The following is a 15,124-nucleotide window of genomic DNA, read 5'->3' as shown; positions in this document are numbered from 1 at the left end:
ATGGATACTAATCAGATAATCGAGATAGGCCGCGCTGCTGGTAGACAGTGGTCGCAACAAACATCCATGGCCCGCCGTCGTGTGCTCTCGCGTTTGGCTTCTGTGCTGGCCGCAAGGCAGGATGATCTTGTCTCAGCCATCGTGCAAGACGTCGGCAAGCCCTCTCTTGACGCACTTAGCGGTGACGTCCTCGTAACGCTTGAGCAGATGCGCTACTACCATCGGCACGCGCACAAGGTGCTCATGCCTCGGCGCGTTGCCGGTGATTGGCTGCTGTTCCATGGGTCTCACTTTATCGAGACGTTCGAGCCACATGGCGTCGTGTTGATTTACGGTCCAGCAAACTATCCGCTTCAACTGTCGATGATCCCTGCCATCACAGCGATGTATGCGGGGAACGCGGTTGTACTGAAGATGTCGGAACAGACTCCCAAGCTTGCAGAGATTCTCAAAAAGATTGTCATCGAGGCTGCGCTGCCTGCGAATCTCGTTCAGATTGTGTGCGATTCTCCAGCAACCGCAGAAAGCTATATCGATGCGCGGCCCGACTTCATCTGCTTCACCGGGAGCAGTGTGAATGGCGCGCGGGTTGCGGAACGCGCCGCGCGTTTTTTGATTCCTACTCTCATGGAACTGGGAGGCAAGGATGCCGCAATCGTCTTCAGTGACTGCAATCTGGAACGCACGATCGAGGGAGTTGTCTATGGAGCCTTTCTAAATTCTGGACAGGTGTGCGTAGGAATCAAACGGCTGTTTATTGAAGAAGCAATCTATACAGACTTTATGGTCCGTTTCAAACAACGGATATGGGGCCTTTCAATCAGCGCAGGAAATGAAGATCCTCATGACCTTTCGCCTGTTTCGTCCAAATCACTCTTACAACGATTGCAGGTGCAGATAGCGGATGCGTTGCAGCGGGGAGCGCAAGTGGCAACAGATCCCGCAGATCTTTCGGGGGAAACACCTCTCGTACTGATCGAAGTGCCTCGCGACGCGGCTCTCTTGAGTGAAGAATCGTTCGGCCCAGTGCTTTGTGTCTCTCGGTTCCACAGTGAGGAGGACGCGATACACCTTGCGGATGACAGTATCTTTGCTCTCGGTGCAAGTGTTTGGACGAGTGATCCCGCGCGAGCGACCCGTGTGGCGTCGCAGATGCATGCGGCCAACATTGCGATTAATGATGTGATTCGCAATATCGCGAATCCAGCAGTATCGTTCGGCGGTAACCAATCGAGTGGCTATGGGCGATATCACGGTCCTGCCGGGTTGAGGACGTTCAGCCGAACAAAGACTGTAATGTATGGCCGCTCGAAAGCTACGCGTGAGCGCAACTGGTTCCCGTTCACGGCGAAAGAATACGATCTCTTGCGAAAGCTGATTCGATTTCGCTTTCAAACGTTTGCGAAACTCTCCGGGTTTCTGGGATCGGTTCTCAACATCGTGAGGTCGCGATGACATCATCCGGGAAGGTCGCGATCATCGGCGCCGGCATCGGCGGTATGTCTGCTGCGATTCAGTTGGCGAAGGCGGGCCTTAAGGTCACTATCTTTGAGAAGAACGAGCGGCTAGGTGGCAAGCTGAATTTGCTGGAGACCCAAGGCTTCAAATTTGATCTTGGTCCATCGATACTGACGCTTCCTCAGGTATTCCGTCCTCTCTTTGAAGACGATGGCCGCATGCTCGAAGACTATGTCCCCATGCGCCGCGTGGATCCTCAATGGCGCAACTTCTTTGAAGATGGCACCGTGCTTGACCTATGGGAAAAGACGGAAGACATGCGCGAGGAGTTGAAAAAGCTTTCGGATAGTGACTCTGCCTTTCAGGATTATGAGCGATTTGTGGAGTACGCTCGCCAGCAGTATGAGGTTGTAGAGCGCGGCTACCTGCGCGAAGGACTTGATGGTTTCTGGCAACTCATCCGTTTTTACGGATTGAATGGGGGGCGTGAGATGGACTGGACACACTCCATGTCCGGCGCAATTTCGAAACGAGTCCGTAACGGTTATCTCCGCGATATCTTTGGTTACTTCATCAAATACGTTGGTTCATCAGCCAATGATTCTCCTGGCTTCATGAACCTCATGCCGTACATTCAACTCGGATTCGGCCTCTGGTATGTAAAGGGCGGCTTGTATGAATTGGCTCGCGCCTTCGGTCGCCGTCTAGAAGAGCTTGGTGTTGATGTTCGTCTCAATACCGAAGTTGTAAGCATCGACCACAGCAATGACCGGGTCACCGGCATTCAGATCAAGAACTACGCTGGTGAAGTAGAAACCATAGCGGCGGATTTCGTTATCTCCAACATGGAAGTGATCCCCGCTTCGGAACGGCTTCTTAAACAAACGTCCTCACGATTGAAGCGTTTGCAGAGGTTCGAACCAGCGTGTTCGGGAATCGTGCTTCATCTTGGATTGGACCGAGTGTATCCGCAGCTCACGCACCATAATTTCTTCTATTCGCGAGATCAGTCATCACACTTTGATCGCGTCTTTCACGATAAGAAATTGCCGGATGATCCCACGATTTATCTCGTCGCCCCCACACGGAGCGATCCGTCGCAGGCTCCTGCGGGTTGCGACAACGTCAAGATTCTGCCGCACATCCCGTACATCAATAACAAGGCTCCATATACGTATGAGGATTGCGTTGCTTTGAAGGAACTGTGTCTGACAAAGCTGGAACGCATGGGCCTCACGGATCTGAGGAAGCACATTGTGGTGGAGGACTTTTGGACACCCTTCGATATCGAGCGCCAATACTATTCCAATCGCGGCTCTATCTATGGCGTTGTGTGCGATCGTCGAAAGAACTTTGCCTTCAAGGCTCCGAAGCGTAGCAAGGAGTATCACAACCTGTTCTTTGTCGGAGGCAGCACGAATCCTGGCGGGGGAATGCCGATGGTTTCTCTCAGCGGACAACATGTAGCACGGATGATTTTGGAGCAGCTTCAAAAATGACACTGCTGCTTGCGGTCTGCGTGTCGCAACTGTCAACTGGATTTCTGTTGATGACACGCGTTCCGCGATGTTCGGAAATGGATAGTGCATCAGCTGCGCTAAGTCCGAACCTCGTTTCAATCATCATCCCTGCGAGGAATGAAGATCAGAACCTCCCACGGCTACTTAGCTCCATTCCACGTCTTCCAGAGATTGCCGAGATCATCGTCGTCGACGATGGCTCAATCGACCGCACGGCGGAGATTGCCGGTCAGCATGGGGCGCGTGTTCTGCAACCCGGGAATCCACCGAACGATGTAACCGGGAAGGTATGGGCCTGTGCGCGTGGAGCGGTAGCCGCAAGTGCGCCACTGCTTCTATTTCTCGATGCGGACACGTTCTTTCAGTCCGATGGCCTTTCCGCCATGCTGCAAACCTACAAGAAGCAACCGCACAACACGGCGTTATCTGTTTTGCCGTTTGCTGTAACAGTGCGACCGTATGAAGAGTTTTCACTCTTTTTCAATCTCCTGATGGCATTCGGCGCGGGAGGCTTTGGCGTTTTTCAGTCGTCGAGACTGTTCGGTCAATCGCTGCTCTTATCCCGTGAGCTCTACTCAGGGATTGGCGGTTACGCTGCTGTTGGCAATTCTGTTCTGGAGAATGTCCATTTGGCGCGGAATCTGGAAGCGGCCCAAGGGAAGCCCTACTGCCTCGGCGGAAAGAATGATCTGCACATGCGCATGTTTCCTGACGGCTTTGAACAATTGTGTGATGGATGGACGAAGGCCTTTGCGGATGGAGCCCGTTCCACAGATATCCGCGTCCTAGCGGTCACGATCCTTTGGCTCTCTGCATTGGCCTCTATCGCGGTTCTTTTGTTCGTTGGGCCAATGCAAGAACGATGGATGGTGGCCACGCTCTACCTATTGGCGGCTATACAGGTTTTCTTCTTCGCTCGAAAGATTGGCAGCTTCCGTATCGCAACCTGTCTGTTGTTCCCGTTGCCGTTGATCTTCTTCTTCGTTGTCTTTACACGATCCGCGATGCGACGCGCTTTCGGAAAGCACACGAGCTGGCGCGGACGCAGCGTATGAGAAGCTTCTATGTTGCGCTGGTAGATGTTGTCTACTGGCCGATTGTCCAGCTTTCGGTCAGTGCAGTATTGGTCCGTATCCCTACGAGCAAATTCTCGTCGGACGGTTGGATTACACGCGCTCGTAAATGGGAGCGATCGCTTTCTCTATATCGATTATTTGGTGTTCCTAGCTGGAAGAAGAGGCTGCCCGACGCTGCGTTTCTGGTTGGTGGTACCAGGAAGACGGTCAATCCATACAGCCGATCGGATGTATCACGATTTCTATCGGAACTGCGCCGCGCTGAAGTGGCACATTGGATGCAAGTGGCCTTTGCGATACCGTGTTGGTTTTGGAATCCAACATGGGCCGCATTGCTCATGACTCTTTATGCGATCTGTACAAATGCCCCTTGCATTGCTGCACAGCGGTACAACCGCAATCTTGTCCAATCTCGACACGCCTGTCAGTGAAGTCTCAGCTAATTAGACGTGAAGTTCTCGGATCGATTTGAACGAACCCGGCCGAGGACAGCGGCATAAAATCCCGTTTACGCAGTGTTATCAGGTGGAGATAGCCAGCACCGAAAGGATAGTCGTGATGCGTCGTCCGGGCGAGAAGAGTCTCAAGGCAGTAATGCTGGCCATATATTCCGTTTCAGGACAAGCTTGGTTCCGACGACAGTGACGTTCTAGAGAGAAAAACGCTGACTCAGTCCGACCAGAAGGCCTTATTTCTCAGCAGTCTCAATGAGTTGTGGCATAGGAGATTTGACCGACCAGACTGAGATCAATGACGACATCGTTCTCAGCTTTCCAAAACAAGAAGCTGGGATTTTTGAGACCCCACTGAACATATGGCACAACGAAATGAGCTTTCGCTGTTGCCTTGGATCGGTCCACAACGATCTGCATCGGAATCGTCATGTCATGCGGTTTATCGAGCAAGGTGAAGGTGCCAGTCACCTCAATCGTCGAGGATGCGTATTGCGGAATCGTTCCTGAGTAGGCCTTAGGAGCAAAAGAAACGGTCGTATATTGGCCGGCCTGCAAAATGCTCTTCGTCATCTTCTTGTCCCGAGTGTCGTTCCCGGTCTTTCCGCTGCCCGCAAGTACGGTCACAGCTCCGGACATTGCAGAACTGTTCGGTTCAAACTCGATGGAACAAGCTTGAACGCGAAAGGTCCCATTGACGACCTCACGTGTCGTATTGAGAGTCATCCTGACGGAGCTGGAATCGGAATCTAGAGTAAAGGTATTGTGCTGCGCCACGGCCCAAGGGACGAGTAATAGCGTGAGCGCGAGAGCCGTGAGCAATTTCATGCGATCCCTCATCGAACAGACTTCTCTGGGCCTATCTAGCCCGCCAACACCTGAGGCACAACGTGCGCAGGCTGAGTAACTCGTGTAAGGCTCGCTGTCACGCGCATGGCTCCAGGCCACACTCTAAGGACAAACGGCAGCACGGCACGAGCCAACGCGTTATTCAAGCCATCTGCAGCCAGCTCGGCAAGTCGCATTTGTGACTTCATCGCAGCGCGAAGATTCTTTTGAAATGCGGCTGCAGGTTCTCCCGCGAGGTAAGCAGAAGTGGCGCTACGCGCCGTATGCAGCGCGATCGAGATTCCGTCACCAGTAAACGAAGGGATCACAGCTGCCTGATCGCCGATGCAGTACAGGCCATCTTCTGTCGTGTGCCGCATGTATCCATAGGGGATGTGTGTGATCGCGATTGGTTTGTCAAGCAGTGGGACAGCACCAGTCAACCGCTTCGCCAGGTGAGGACAGTCCTGCTGCATTCGTTGGATGAGGAGCTCCCATCGCAGACCTGCCTCGACAAGATAGCGTTGCTGCACTACGCAACAAAAGTTCGTAACGCCATTTTCGACAGGTTGAATACCACCGTACCCTCCGGCGTAGAGAGTCAGCTCAGAGGCATCTCCAAGGTCTGCTGTCTGATCCCGCGAAAGCTTGTAATACATCTTGAAGGCAACCCACTGTTGAGGATTTTTCGGGCGGCCATGACCGCGGAGATCGTGCTTCCCCGTTGCTAGAAATGCAGTCGATGCTTCATGCGTCGCTCCTCCTTCAAGCGTTGCCCTCCAACAGTTCGCGTCTGTACGTAAAAGCGACTGCACTGCGCGGCCGGTTTCAACTCGTACGCCCGCCTTCACCGCCGCCGCAAGTAGTGCCGTGTCGAGCGCTTTGCGTGTGAGCGAAGCTGCGGGAAATGGTAATGGCGCTTGAGCTGCGTTCCTGGCTGCAGCAAGACGAACATAGTTGATTGGAACAGCTCCGAGCGATGCAACGTCAATGTCGAGTGCATCCAAATCTTCAAGTGCTTCCCCGCTCAGGAACTCGCCACAGACCTTATGGCGGGGCTCGGAGTCACGTTCCATTAACGTGACTCCTCGTCCTTGGCGTGCAAGCGCAATCGCAGCAGCGCTACCTGCAACACCTCCACCAATGATCAGAACGTCATTCCGCGAGTTTTGGAGCATGCTCTTAGTAGACGAGCAAACGGCCTACTGGCAAACGATTCTGTACAAATCGTCATTTTCTGCACGCTGAAGGGCCACAATCACAACGTCTAATGTGGCAAGGCGAGGTCTTGCATGAGCCGGAGTATCGTTGCAGTCGCGATTCTTTCTACCGTTGCCATGCTTCTCGCCGCATCCGCTGAAACAATTCCAGTGAGACATATTCAGCGTCCACTGCATCGCCTGATGGTGGCTCGGACCCAAGATGGCAAGACCGTCGCCGGTGGGGAGTTCACGCAGACGACGGCTGGCGATGAAGTCACAATTCACCTGATCTATCGCTTTGTTGATGGATCAGTCGATGATGAGATGACCACCTATACGCAACGGAATAGATTTCGACTGGTCCGATACCACCATGTAGAGAAGGGGCCTTACTTTACGAAGCCTTTCGACTTTGCAGTGGAAGCTGCGACAGGTACTGTAACCAACCGCACGACAGACACGAACGGCACCACACATGCCGAAAGCAAACACATGAATCTCCCGGACGATCTGGCGAATGGCATCGTTGGAACGCTTCTCTTGAACGTACCGCACAACACTGCGCCCTTCCGCGTGAGCATGCTTGCACCGTTTGGCGGGGGGCGGCTGGTTCAGCTTCTAATCTCGCCCGAGAGTGACCAGATAGTTCAACTGGAGGGCCAGACGTTCCAGGCGACAGTGTTTCGTGTTCACCCAGTGCTGAACGGTTTTGTCAGCATCTTTGCGCGGTTAATCGGTCTTCAGCCAAAAGATGTAAGAGTCTGGGTACTGGAAGGTGATGATCCTGCGGTTGCTGTTGTGATTGGGCAACTGGGCGGTTATGGGCCTGTCATCAGCTCAGACCTGGTGGGAAGTAACTTCAGTCATGAGTAGTCCTGCTAACTACATTCGATGACGCTTAGCGCGATGGATTGCGCTGACTGGTGAGTTCGTGCCAATCCAGTGCCAGATCTACGATCAATAGAGACGCTAGCGTAAACGCAATGACTCCCACAGCGGAGAGCACATCGCCAAGATGGCTCCAATAGCGTGGCCACAGATTCAACACACGGCTTGAGACGAAGGTAAAGGTCACCGCATATGAGCGCGCCATCCATTGGCGGTGCTTTGTGAATTGATGGTTTCGTGCCGTGATGAGTGCGACAAGGGTGCAGACCATCCAAGCGGCAGATTGCATCGACGTTCCCGGTAAGCCCGGACGCCCCACAGCGAGAGTAATGCCCGTAAAAGAACCAACAAAGACTGAGACCACATAGATGTAACCCAAGGCGCGATGAACCTTGGGCTGCCACCTGCGTATCCGCGACGAGAAGTTAACTGGACCAACGAGCAATGCAAGAGTGCCAGCAATCGTGTGCGGAATAAGCAAGTGACGATCCGCAATCACCTGCAAACGATAGGCGTGATACATCGGGTAGTCAGTGATCAGGAGGAGTTCGGAGGTAATGAAGACAAATAGAACGACGAGGCCTAGAGTCGTCCATAGGGTGATCTTGAAGCGAGGATGAATAGGTCCAGATGCTCCCCTACCTCGTTCCGAAGCATGAGCGCGCGCATTGGCGATCTCCATCACTTCCACCGTCCAACGCATAGCCGCCCTGGCCGCCAGTTTTCAATCGTGACCGAGTCGAGAGGAATCTCTGCCGCATCGAGCAGACGCAACCAGTCATCACGCAAGAATGCTCGTCGAAATGAAACAGGACCGTCGTGCCGGACAATTGGATGCCAGGGCACCAGCCCAAACATGCGAAGACTCCGTTCACTTCGTTCTAGATCATTGATGAACCAACCGGCACGGACATTCCTATCGAGCCATTGCAAAAGCGCAACGATCTCGTCATCTTCCAGATGATGTGCCATCAGTGAACTGACCGCAATGTCCACGGGATTCGCAGGCTGGTAGGCCATCGCATCTCCCGTAACCCATCTGATGTTGTACCGCGCGGCGGTGAACTCGGATGCTGCGCGGGCAGCATATGGATTCAGATCAATTCCGGTCAAATCGACTTTGATCTGTCGCCTATCAGCCCAATGAACGATTGTTCTTAGAAGATCGCCACCGCCGCTTCCCACATCGAGAATATGGACCGCATTACTCTGGCGAGGCATGTGCTCCAACCAACGCAATGTGGGCCTATAGCCAAGCAGCCAGCGATTGATCTTCTGCAGACTACGCAGACAGTCGCGAAACTCTTCATACGTGCAGTCGCCATCCATTAACTCCGGCAGTTCACGCGGAGAGACTCGTTTACTCAGATCGAGGGATGGGCTAGACCGCATGAAAACGCATCGTCTCCGCAGTGAGTCCTGGACCAAACGCCATGGCGCAGCCACGCTGCCCCGGTTGCGCCTGTTCCATCAGTCGCTGCAACACAAACATTACCGTTGCCGACGACATATTACCGAACTCGGAAAGAATTTCACGCGAGGCAGTCAGTACTTCTGGAGGAAGTTCCAGCCCTTTTTCAACTGCGTCAAGAACCGTTCGTCCGCCGGGATGCACTGCCCATAAATCGATGGCATCACGTTCCTCCATGAGTTCAGTTCCACCGAGCGCGTGCCCCAATGCCGCTGGAACCTTTCCAGAAAGAAGCATGTCAAAGCCCTGACCACGAATCTTCCAGGTAATCAGGTCTTGCGTATCGGGAACCATCACGGCTTTGAAGCTGTCGATCGCAATGCCTGACTGTCGCGCAGAAATAAGGCTGGCTGCGGCCCCATCTGCAAATACCAGAAATGACAGAACCTGTTCCAGGTCTTGCGTCTCCTGGAAATGCAGCGTACACAGCTCAAGGTTCAGCATCAACACATTCGCGTTCGGGTCTGAGCGGACTATGTGTCGCGCCAGCTTCAGCCCATTGATGGCGGCATAGCAACCCATAAAGCCAACCATCGTACGTTCGACGTGAGTTGAAAGGTTGAGATGCTGGAGAATTTCGAAGTCGAGGCCCGGTGCATAGAGCCCTGTGCAGCAAGTCACCACGACGTGGCTGATGCCCAGGCGCTCCTCCTCTGTGAGTGCGAGCCGGTCGATCGTTTGGCGCATCAAGACTGGCGCTGTCTGCTCAAAGAGCTCCATCCGCTGCGAAGTATTGGGAAAGTTACCTAGCCGGTAAAACTTCCGCGCATCATGCGATGAAAACTTACCCGGATCTATCCGCGGATCAAGAAAGGAGTAACGATGTGCAATGTCCGCGCGACTCGTCATACGCCGAAAGACGGATCGAACTCGTGGATCGCTAAGCATCTGTTCTGCAAAGACAGCGAAGTCCGCGTGCACATCATGTTCCGGGACCGCTGTTGCGATGCGATTGAGATAAGCCGTAGTCATGAAACAATCGACCTCAGTCTGAGAATGGTTAAAGGTTCGTTTCTCTTAGAAGAGGGCTGTGCCTCTTACTGCGGCCATCGGATGAGCCGCCTTTCGATTTCTCATACCGAAACCAATAGCTGTTCGTTGAGACGCGGCTTCCGTTCCTTTGATAGCACTCGCACAGAACGCAAACGATGACGATTCGTTCATGCGAGGCCATATCGCAAATGCTCTCGACTGGATCGCAACGATGACGTGCTACGGTACAGAGAAATCAGGAAGATGCAGATGTATGGACCGGTTATGGATCTGACACTGCCTCGGTCTGAACTTTAAGTCTTGGATGAAAGCGGCTGGGGAATGATATCTGCGAACACTCTCAAAGCAATACGGTTGACGCATAACTACCTTGGCGTGTTCTTCGCTCCAACCATCCTCTTCTTTGCCATCACGGGCGGATTGCAGATGTTCAGCTTTCACGAAACCACCCGTGGAAGCTCGTATGTGCCTCCTGCGATTCTGGTACACCTCTCGCAACTACATAAAAAAGGCACGCTGTATATGCCGAAACGAGAGGCTGTACCCCCTGCAGCTCCAAAGGCCGATTCTCCAAAACCAGAGGCGCCGAAGCCATCTCCATCGCCTTCATCTCCACCACCGCCTAACCCTCTCCCGACGAAGATCTTCTTCGCCGCAACAGCCTTGTCATTGACACTTTCGACGTGTACAGGCATCGTGTTGGCTTGGAAGTATGCGCGTCGTAAGCTGGTAGTTGCAGGAGTGTTGCTTGCAGGGATTGTGTGTCCACTGGCGCTTCTCCTGCTTTGATCGTCATACGCGATAGGACGAGGCTTCATGCGGATCCTGCTTGTTGAGGACGAACTCGATATTCAGAATGTTGTCGAGCACTCATTGCGAAGCGCTGGGTATGAGGTGCACACGGCAGGAACTGCGGCAGCCGCAACTCATCTTGCGTCGAAACACGTGTATCACGGACTCATCATCGATCTTGGTTTACCTGATCAGGATGGGATTGACCTTATTCTCCAGTTGCGAAAATTAGGAGTCAGTAGCCCGGTATTGATTCTCTCGGCACGGAGGTCCGTGGACGACCGAGTGAAAGGGCTGGAACTCGGCGGCGATGACTACCTAACGAAACCATTCGCTGTTGCAGAATTACTCGCCAGATTACGGAACCTGCTCAAACGGAATGCACCTCCGGCCGACGACCCCACACGTATTCGTATCCGCGATCTTGAACTCGATATCCTTCGGCGGCGAGCGATCCGAGGCGATGAGGTTCTCAACCTAAGTCCGCAAGAGTTTGTCTTGCTGGAGTACCTCTGCCGCCATGCTGGGAGAGTTGTCACACGCTCCATGTTGCTGACTGAAGTCTGGGGAATGCGCATTCAACCGGACACCAACGTAGTAGACGTCCATATCTATCGCCTTCGCGGAAAAATTGACACCGAAGGGCGAGAGCCACTGATCAAGACACTGCGTGGGGTTGGCTATGTCCTCAAGGGCGGCTAACCCAATCATGCAGAGCGCCGCATGGCGCGTTTCTCTTTGGTCAAGTCTGGCATTTGCCTTAGGGACTGCACTGGTGTTCGCCATGCTGCATCGCTTTGTAGCGGAAGACATCCAGCGACGAACTGACGCGTGGCTTTCAGGCGAGGTTGAGGTACTGAGTGATGTTGCTGAGCGAACTCCTAAAGATCGCCTTTACCAGAAAGTCGTCGGAGAAGTAGCAGAACTCGCGAGCCGCGAAGTGCCCGATAAGCAGCAAACCAAGGGCAGCGAAAACGATGCCGTGTTCTTTCTTCAAGCCAGTGAGGCTGGACCTCCGAAGCTTTGGGTTGGTACGGGAGATGGAATTGCAACCCTCGCAGCGATCCGTTCAGTTCGTGTGCTGCAGGATGTTCCCTTTGATGTGAACATTCAGGGCGTGAATGTTCCGTTTCGAGTAGCTTCGGTACGAATCGACGACGGAACCAGCATCTACCTTGGATTGTCAGAACGTGACGAACTTCACGTTTTAAGAAAGCTTCGCATTCGCTTCCTGGTTCTGTGTGCGGTCACCATTCTTTTAGGCTTCCTCATAGTGTTTTACGCCACGAGGAAGATGCTGGGCCGCGTCAGCCAAATCACCGAAGCAGCATCTCTCATTGGACAGTCCGATTTAAGTAGCAGGGTCCCTGACACTAAGGGGAACGACGAGATTGCCCAGCTTGCTCGGACATTGAATTACATGCTGGATAGGATCCAGAATACCGTCCAGCAACTACACGCCATTACAGATTCTTTGTCGCACGATATTCGAAGTCCTCTGACTGCGATTCGAAGTAAGTTAGAAACTTCGTTATCGAGCGACTCGAAAAACGAACATACCGAATCCATTGTCACTGCAATCGAAGATCTCGATCGTTTAACTGAATTTTTGAATACGTCACTCGATGTAGCCGAGGCTCAGGCTGACGCGCTCCGTCTCTCTCGAACGGAGTTGGACCTCGACCAATTAGTACGAACCATGATCGATCTGTATGAACCCTCGATGGCCGACAGAGGGCTCGCTATACACGTCAGAAGTGCAGGTCCAATCAAGGTAATGGTCGATCAGGCTCTATTTCATCGAGTCATCGCCAACCTACTCGATAACGAACTGAAACATCTCCCCTCCTCAAGCACAGTGGAACTTTCACTCAGCCGGGAAGACGGTATGGCAATACTTGTCATAGAAGATGACGGCCCCGGATTTGATCCTGAGATCACCAATCATCTCTGCGAAAGAAGAATCAAGGGGCGTGAGTCACATGGACACGGGCTTGGACTCGCGTTTGTAGCAGCTGTAACCCGCGCCCACGGAGGAACCCTTCACGCTGAAAACCGCCGCGCAGGTGGAACACGTCTGACCATATCGCTTCCTTCGTCGGAGACATCAAAACAAGGCGATACCGTTCACTTAGTCTCCACCGCTTGAAAATAGCGTAGAAAAACCTTTGGGCGGAAATCGCGATCTTGTCGCGAAAGCGAAAACAAACTGAGACTGACTGGCGGAGAGTGGGGGATTCGAACCCCCGATAGAGCTTTTGACCCTATAACGGTTTAGCAAACCGCCGCCTTCAGCCACTCGGCCAACTCTCCGCGGAGCCTTGCGCGCTCAAAACGCGCGTAAACAGCGCGGAACGGCGAGACAGGTTTGATTATAGCGTGCCTTTGTCAGAATCTGAATTTTTGCTGTTTTGCTGTGTTTTGTGACAAATGAGCGCATTTTTCGGTCACGAAAAAGGCACTTTTTGCACGTTTTTGTATCACTTATTTGCGTTCTGCGTGCGCTTTGAGGCGCAGCAGGGTTTCGTCCCAGTGTTGGGCGATGACTTCCAGGTAATCGCGGACGCTGTCCAGCGAGTTGGGGGCGAGGCCGTAGTGTCTTTCACGGCCTTGTTCCCGGCAGCGGACCAGACCCGCGCGTTGCAGTACATGCAGGTGTTTGGTTACTGCCTGTCGCGTCACGCTGGTGGATTGGGTCAGCGATTGGATGGACTGCTCGCCCTCTTCGCCCAGCTTTGACATTAATGACAGCCGTGTGGCGTCGCCCAATGCGGCGAAGATGGGGACACATTGCTGACGCAGATGTTCAGCTGCTGCTGGTTTACGCATCGGGCGATCCGGTGAGAACGTAGCGCTGGATACGTGCCACCTGCTGCTCCCATCCGTTGCTGTTCATCTTGAAGGCTAGCTCGCGGCGCCACTCCGGCACCTTGTCGAAGCCGCATTCCGTTACGCGCAGATGTGTGCCGCCATTGGCGGGAGTGAAGTGAAAGGTAACGGTTGTGGGTGTTTCTGCGGAATAGTCCACGTCCGGATCGAGAGCGTAGGGGAGCCAGCGATAGGCGAAGCGCGTTTCCGGCTCGATGGTTTCGACGGTCAGCTTCAGGCGGATGTGGCTGTACTTCGGGTTGGTGATCATGCCCTCCATCGCGGCGCCCTCGGCGAACTCTGATTCCAGCTTCACACCAAACCATGCGCTGAATTCGTCCGCGCTGGTGACAGCGTTCCATACGCGTGAAACGGGCGCTTCAATGAAGATTTCCTTGTCGATACAGTCCTGCATATACGCAACCTCCCGGTTGCATATAACTATCGCACCGTCGATGAGATTACGCAACCAGAAAGTTGCATGTCTCATTTTGTCATGTCCTGCTGGCATACTGGATTGCTATGAGAACGGTTCTGGTGACAGGCGCCGCCGGATTTATTGGTTCGCACCTGGTGGATGCGCTATTGGCGCGCGGTGAACGCGTGCGCGGGTTGGATAACTTTGCGACTGGGCTTGCGGAAAACCTTGCGGGTGTACGCGACCGTATTGAGTTCACGGAAGCATCGCTGACAGATCGTGATGCGTTGGCAAAGGCTGCCGACGGTGTCGATGTGATCTTTCATCTCGCCGCGCTTCCCAGCGTGCCGCGCAGCGTAAAGGATCCTCGCAGTTCGCATGTCGCGAATATTGAAGGAACGTTTGAGGTGCTTGAGGCTGCGCGTGCGGCAGGCGTGAAGCGCGTTGTGTATGCGGCGTCCAGTTCTGCATATGGCAACCAGCCAGGGTTTCCGCGTGTGGAGACGATGATTCCCATGCCCATTGCGCCCTACCCGGTGCAGAAGGTGGCGGGCGAGTTCTACATGAAGAGCTACTGGCAGGTATATGGACTGGAGACGGTCTGCCTGCGCTACTTCAACATCTTTGGACCGCGGCAGGTTCCGAACTCAGAGTATTCCGGTGTGATGGCGAAGTTCATCCTGCAACTGTTGCAGGGGGAACAGCCAACGATTTTTGGTGACGGCGAGCAGGGCCGCGACTTTACTTATGTCGCGAATGCAGTTCAGGCGAACCTGTTGGCAAGCGAGGCACCCGCGGAGAACGTTGCTGGAAAGATTTTCAATGTTGCCTGCGGTGAGCGGCATACGTTGAACGAGACGTACCGCGTGATCGCTGAGCTTCTGCAATCGAAGGTGGAACCTGTTCATGGGCCCGAGCGTCGCGGCGATGTAAAGGATTCACTGGCGAGCATTGAAGCGGCTCGGGAAGCGTTTGGTTACAAGCCTCACGTCAGCTTCGAAGAGGGCCTGCAGAAAACGGTTGAGTGGTACTGCGAGCAGCTTCCCAAGAGGCCTTAGCCCTTTGTTTCAATTTGTTGAATGCGTTGGCGGTATTTGGCGCTGCTGACGCGGAACCTGAGGCCTGCCCGGGCGTCAAATTGGGGAAAGCATTGATGAC

General features: G+C 53.7%; 16 protein-coding genes and 1 tRNA gene. 9 read left to right on the top strand and 8 right to left on the bottom strand.

Annotated elements, in window-relative coordinates; genetic code table 11:
- The 4 genes from BLT38_RS15730 to BLT38_RS21200 are packed head-to-tail and all read left to right on the top strand — an operon-like array spanning position 1 to position 4,485.
- Positions 1-1,455, top strand: coding sequence for an aldehyde dehydrogenase family protein (locus BLT38_RS15730; protein WP_083346034.1), 1,455 nt, complete (start codon positions 1-3; stop codon positions 1,453-1,455).
- Positions 1,452-2,957, top strand: a complete 1,506-nt coding sequence (locus BLT38_RS15725) for a phytoene desaturase family protein (protein ID WP_083346033.1) — start codon at positions 1,452-1,454, stop codon at positions 2,955-2,957. Before BLT38_RS15730 ends, BLT38_RS15725 begins: the two co-directional genes overlap by 4 nt.
- Positions 2,954-4,033, top strand: coding sequence for a glycosyltransferase (locus tag BLT38_RS15720; protein ID WP_083346032.1), 1,080 nt, complete (start codon positions 2,954-2,956; stop codon positions 4,031-4,033). Before BLT38_RS15725 ends, BLT38_RS15720 begins: the two co-directional genes overlap by 4 nt.
- Positions 4,030-4,485: a hypothetical protein gene (locus BLT38_RS21200; RefSeq protein WP_419865718.1), complete on the top strand. Its 456-nt coding sequence runs from the start codon at positions 4,030-4,032 to the stop codon at positions 4,483-4,485. Before BLT38_RS15720 ends, BLT38_RS21200 begins: the two co-directional genes overlap by 4 nt.
- A 273-nt stretch (positions 4,486-4,758) precedes the next feature.
- Here BLT38_RS21200 and BLT38_RS15715 read toward each other — a convergent pair whose 3' ends face one another.
- Entirely contained in the window at positions 4,759-5,334 is a 576-nt protein-coding gene (locus BLT38_RS15715; protein ID WP_083346031.1) for a YceI family protein, read from the bottom strand.
- 35 nt (positions 5,335-5,369) lie between these two features.
- Positions 5,370-6,512: an NAD(P)/FAD-dependent oxidoreductase gene (locus BLT38_RS15710; protein ID WP_083346030.1), complete on the bottom strand. Its 1,143-nt coding sequence runs from the start codon at positions 6,510-6,512 to the stop codon at positions 5,370-5,372.
- 114 nt (positions 6,513-6,626) lie between these two features.
- Between BLT38_RS15710 and BLT38_RS15705 the strand changes: the two genes are divergently transcribed.
- The gene (locus BLT38_RS15705; protein WP_083346029.1) at positions 6,627-7,409 is read left to right on the top strand and encodes a hypothetical protein; all 783 of its coding nucleotides are present in this window, start codon (positions 6,627-6,629) and stop codon (positions 7,407-7,409) included.
- 25 nt (positions 7,410-7,434) lie between these two features.
- On the opposite strand, the gene BLT38_RS15700 is transcribed toward BLT38_RS15705, so the two are convergent.
- From BLT38_RS15700 to BLT38_RS15690, 3 genes are read right to left on the bottom strand one after another with little or no spacing between them, the layout of a single operon-like run.
- A complete protein-coding gene (locus BLT38_RS15700; protein WP_231966553.1) occupies positions 7,435-8,127 on the bottom strand; it encodes a DUF2306 domain-containing protein in 693 nt (230 codons plus the stop codon).
- Positions 8,106-8,816: a methyltransferase domain-containing protein gene (locus tag BLT38_RS15695; protein WP_083346028.1), complete on the bottom strand. Its 711-nt coding sequence runs from the start codon at positions 8,814-8,816 to the stop codon at positions 8,106-8,108. Before BLT38_RS15695 ends, BLT38_RS15700 begins: the two co-directional genes overlap by 22 nt.
- On the bottom strand, positions 8,806-9,867 hold the full coding sequence (locus BLT38_RS15690) for a type III polyketide synthase (protein ID WP_083346027.1): 1,062 nt from the start codon (positions 9,865-9,867) through the stop codon (positions 8,806-8,808). Before BLT38_RS15690 ends, BLT38_RS15695 begins: the two co-directional genes overlap by 11 nt.
- 342 nt (positions 9,868-10,209) lie before the next feature.
- On the opposite strand from BLT38_RS15690, the gene BLT38_RS15685 reads away from it, so the two are divergent.
- From BLT38_RS15685 to BLT38_RS15675, 3 genes are read left to right on the top strand one after another with little or no spacing between them, the layout of a single operon-like run.
- Entirely contained in the window at positions 10,210-10,677 is a 468-nt protein-coding gene (locus tag BLT38_RS15685; protein WP_083346026.1) for a hypothetical protein, read from the top strand.
- 27 nt (positions 10,678-10,704) lie between these two features.
- The gene (locus BLT38_RS15680) at positions 10,705-11,382 is read left to right on the top strand and encodes a response regulator transcription factor (protein ID WP_083346025.1); all 678 of its coding nucleotides are present in this window, start codon (positions 10,705-10,707) and stop codon (positions 11,380-11,382) included.
- A 7-nt stretch (positions 11,383-11,389) separates the two neighbouring features.
- Positions 11,390-12,829, top strand: coding sequence for an ATP-binding protein (locus BLT38_RS15675; RefSeq protein WP_231966551.1), 1,440 nt, complete (start codon positions 11,390-11,392; stop codon positions 12,827-12,829).
- Positions 12,830-12,900: 71 nt separating this feature from the next.
- Here BLT38_RS15675 and BLT38_RS15670 read toward each other — a convergent pair.
- The 3 genes from BLT38_RS15670 to BLT38_RS15660 all read right to left on the bottom strand — a co-directional run bounded on the left by BLT38_RS15670 (position 12,901) and on the right by BLT38_RS15660 (position 13,963).
- Positions 12,901-12,993, bottom strand: a tRNA-Ser gene (locus tag BLT38_RS15670).
- A 171-nt stretch (positions 12,994-13,164) separates the two neighbouring features.
- Entirely contained in the window at positions 13,165-13,509 is a 345-nt protein-coding gene (locus BLT38_RS15665) for an ArsR/SmtB family transcription factor (protein ID WP_172838302.1), read from the bottom strand.
- Entirely contained in the window at positions 13,502-13,963 is a 462-nt protein-coding gene (locus tag BLT38_RS15660) for an SRPBCC family protein (protein ID WP_083346023.1), read from the bottom strand. Before BLT38_RS15660 ends, BLT38_RS15665 begins: the two co-directional genes overlap by 8 nt.
- Before the next feature lie 107 nt (positions 13,964-14,070).
- Between BLT38_RS15660 and BLT38_RS15655 the strand changes: the two genes are divergently transcribed.
- Entirely contained in the window at positions 14,071-15,024 is a 954-nt protein-coding gene (locus BLT38_RS15655) for an SDR family oxidoreductase (RefSeq protein WP_083346022.1), read from the top strand.
- Positions 15,025-15,124: the final 100 nt, after the last annotated feature.

The sequence above is a fragment of the Terriglobus roseus genome (assembly GCF_900102185.1).
In the GTDB taxonomy this organism is placed as follows: domain Bacteria; phylum Acidobacteriota; class Terriglobia; order Terriglobales; family Acidobacteriaceae; genus Terriglobus; species Terriglobus roseus_A.
Note: the sequence above shows the minus strand (reverse complement) of the source record. Positions and strands in the feature narration are given on the sequence as shown.

What these genes read in the sequence shown, in the direction of transcription:
- BLT38_RS15685 (WP_083346026.1), top strand. Translation starts at nt 10,210, where the DNA reads ATGATATCTGCGAACACTCTCAAAGCAATACGGTTGACGCATAACTAC.
- BLT38_RS15680 (WP_083346025.1), top strand. Translation starts at nt 10,705, where the DNA reads ATGCGGATCCTGCTTGTTGAGGACGAACTCGATATTCAGAATGTTGTC.
- BLT38_RS15705 (WP_083346029.1), top strand. Translation starts at nt 6,627, where the DNA reads ATGAGCCGGAGTATCGTTGCAGTCGCGATTCTTTCTACCGTTGCCATG.
- BLT38_RS15725 (WP_083346033.1), top strand. Translation starts at nt 1,452, where the DNA reads ATGACATCATCCGGGAAGGTCGCGATCATCGGCGCCGGCATCGGCGGT.
- BLT38_RS15690 (WP_083346027.1), bottom strand. Translation starts at nt 9,867, where the DNA reads ATGACTACGGCTTATCTCAATCGCATCGCAACAGCGGTCCCGGAACAT.
- BLT38_RS15665 (WP_172838302.1), bottom strand. Translation starts at nt 13,509, where the DNA reads ATGCGTAAACCAGCAGCAGCTGAACATCTGCGTCAGCAATGTGTCCCC.
- BLT38_RS15675 (WP_231966551.1), top strand. Translation starts at nt 11,390, where the DNA reads ATGCAGAGCGCCGCATGGCGCGTTTCTCTTTGGTCAAGTCTGGCATTT.
- BLT38_RS15660 (WP_083346023.1), bottom strand. Translation starts at nt 13,963, where the DNA reads ATGCAGGACTGTATCGACAAGGAAATCTTCATTGAAGCGCCCGTTTCA.
- BLT38_RS15730 (WP_083346034.1), top strand. Translation starts at nt 1, where the DNA reads ATGGATACTAATCAGATAATCGAGATAGGCCGCGCTGCTGGTAGACAG.
- BLT38_RS15710 (WP_083346030.1), bottom strand. Translation starts at nt 6,512, where the DNA reads ATGCTCCAAAACTCGCGGAATGACGTTCTGATCATTGGTGGAGGTGTT.
- BLT38_RS15720 (WP_083346032.1), top strand. Translation starts at nt 2,954, where the DNA reads ATGACACTGCTGCTTGCGGTCTGCGTGTCGCAACTGTCAACTGGATTT.
- BLT38_RS15655 (WP_083346022.1), top strand. Translation starts at nt 14,071, where the DNA reads ATGAGAACGGTTCTGGTGACAGGCGCCGCCGGATTTATTGGTTCGCAC.
- BLT38_RS15700 (WP_231966553.1), bottom strand. Translation starts at nt 8,127, where the DNA reads ATGCGTTGGACGGTGGAAGTGATGGAGATCGCCAATGCGCGCGCTCAT.
- BLT38_RS15695 (WP_083346028.1), bottom strand. Translation starts at nt 8,816, where the DNA reads ATGCGGTCTAGCCCATCCCTCGATCTGAGTAAACGAGTCTCTCCGCGT.
- BLT38_RS21200 (WP_419865718.1), top strand. Translation starts at nt 4,030, where the DNA reads ATGAGAAGCTTCTATGTTGCGCTGGTAGATGTTGTCTACTGGCCGATT.
- BLT38_RS15715 (WP_083346031.1), bottom strand. Translation starts at nt 5,334, where the DNA reads ATGAAATTGCTCACGGCTCTCGCGCTCACGCTATTACTCGTCCCTTGG.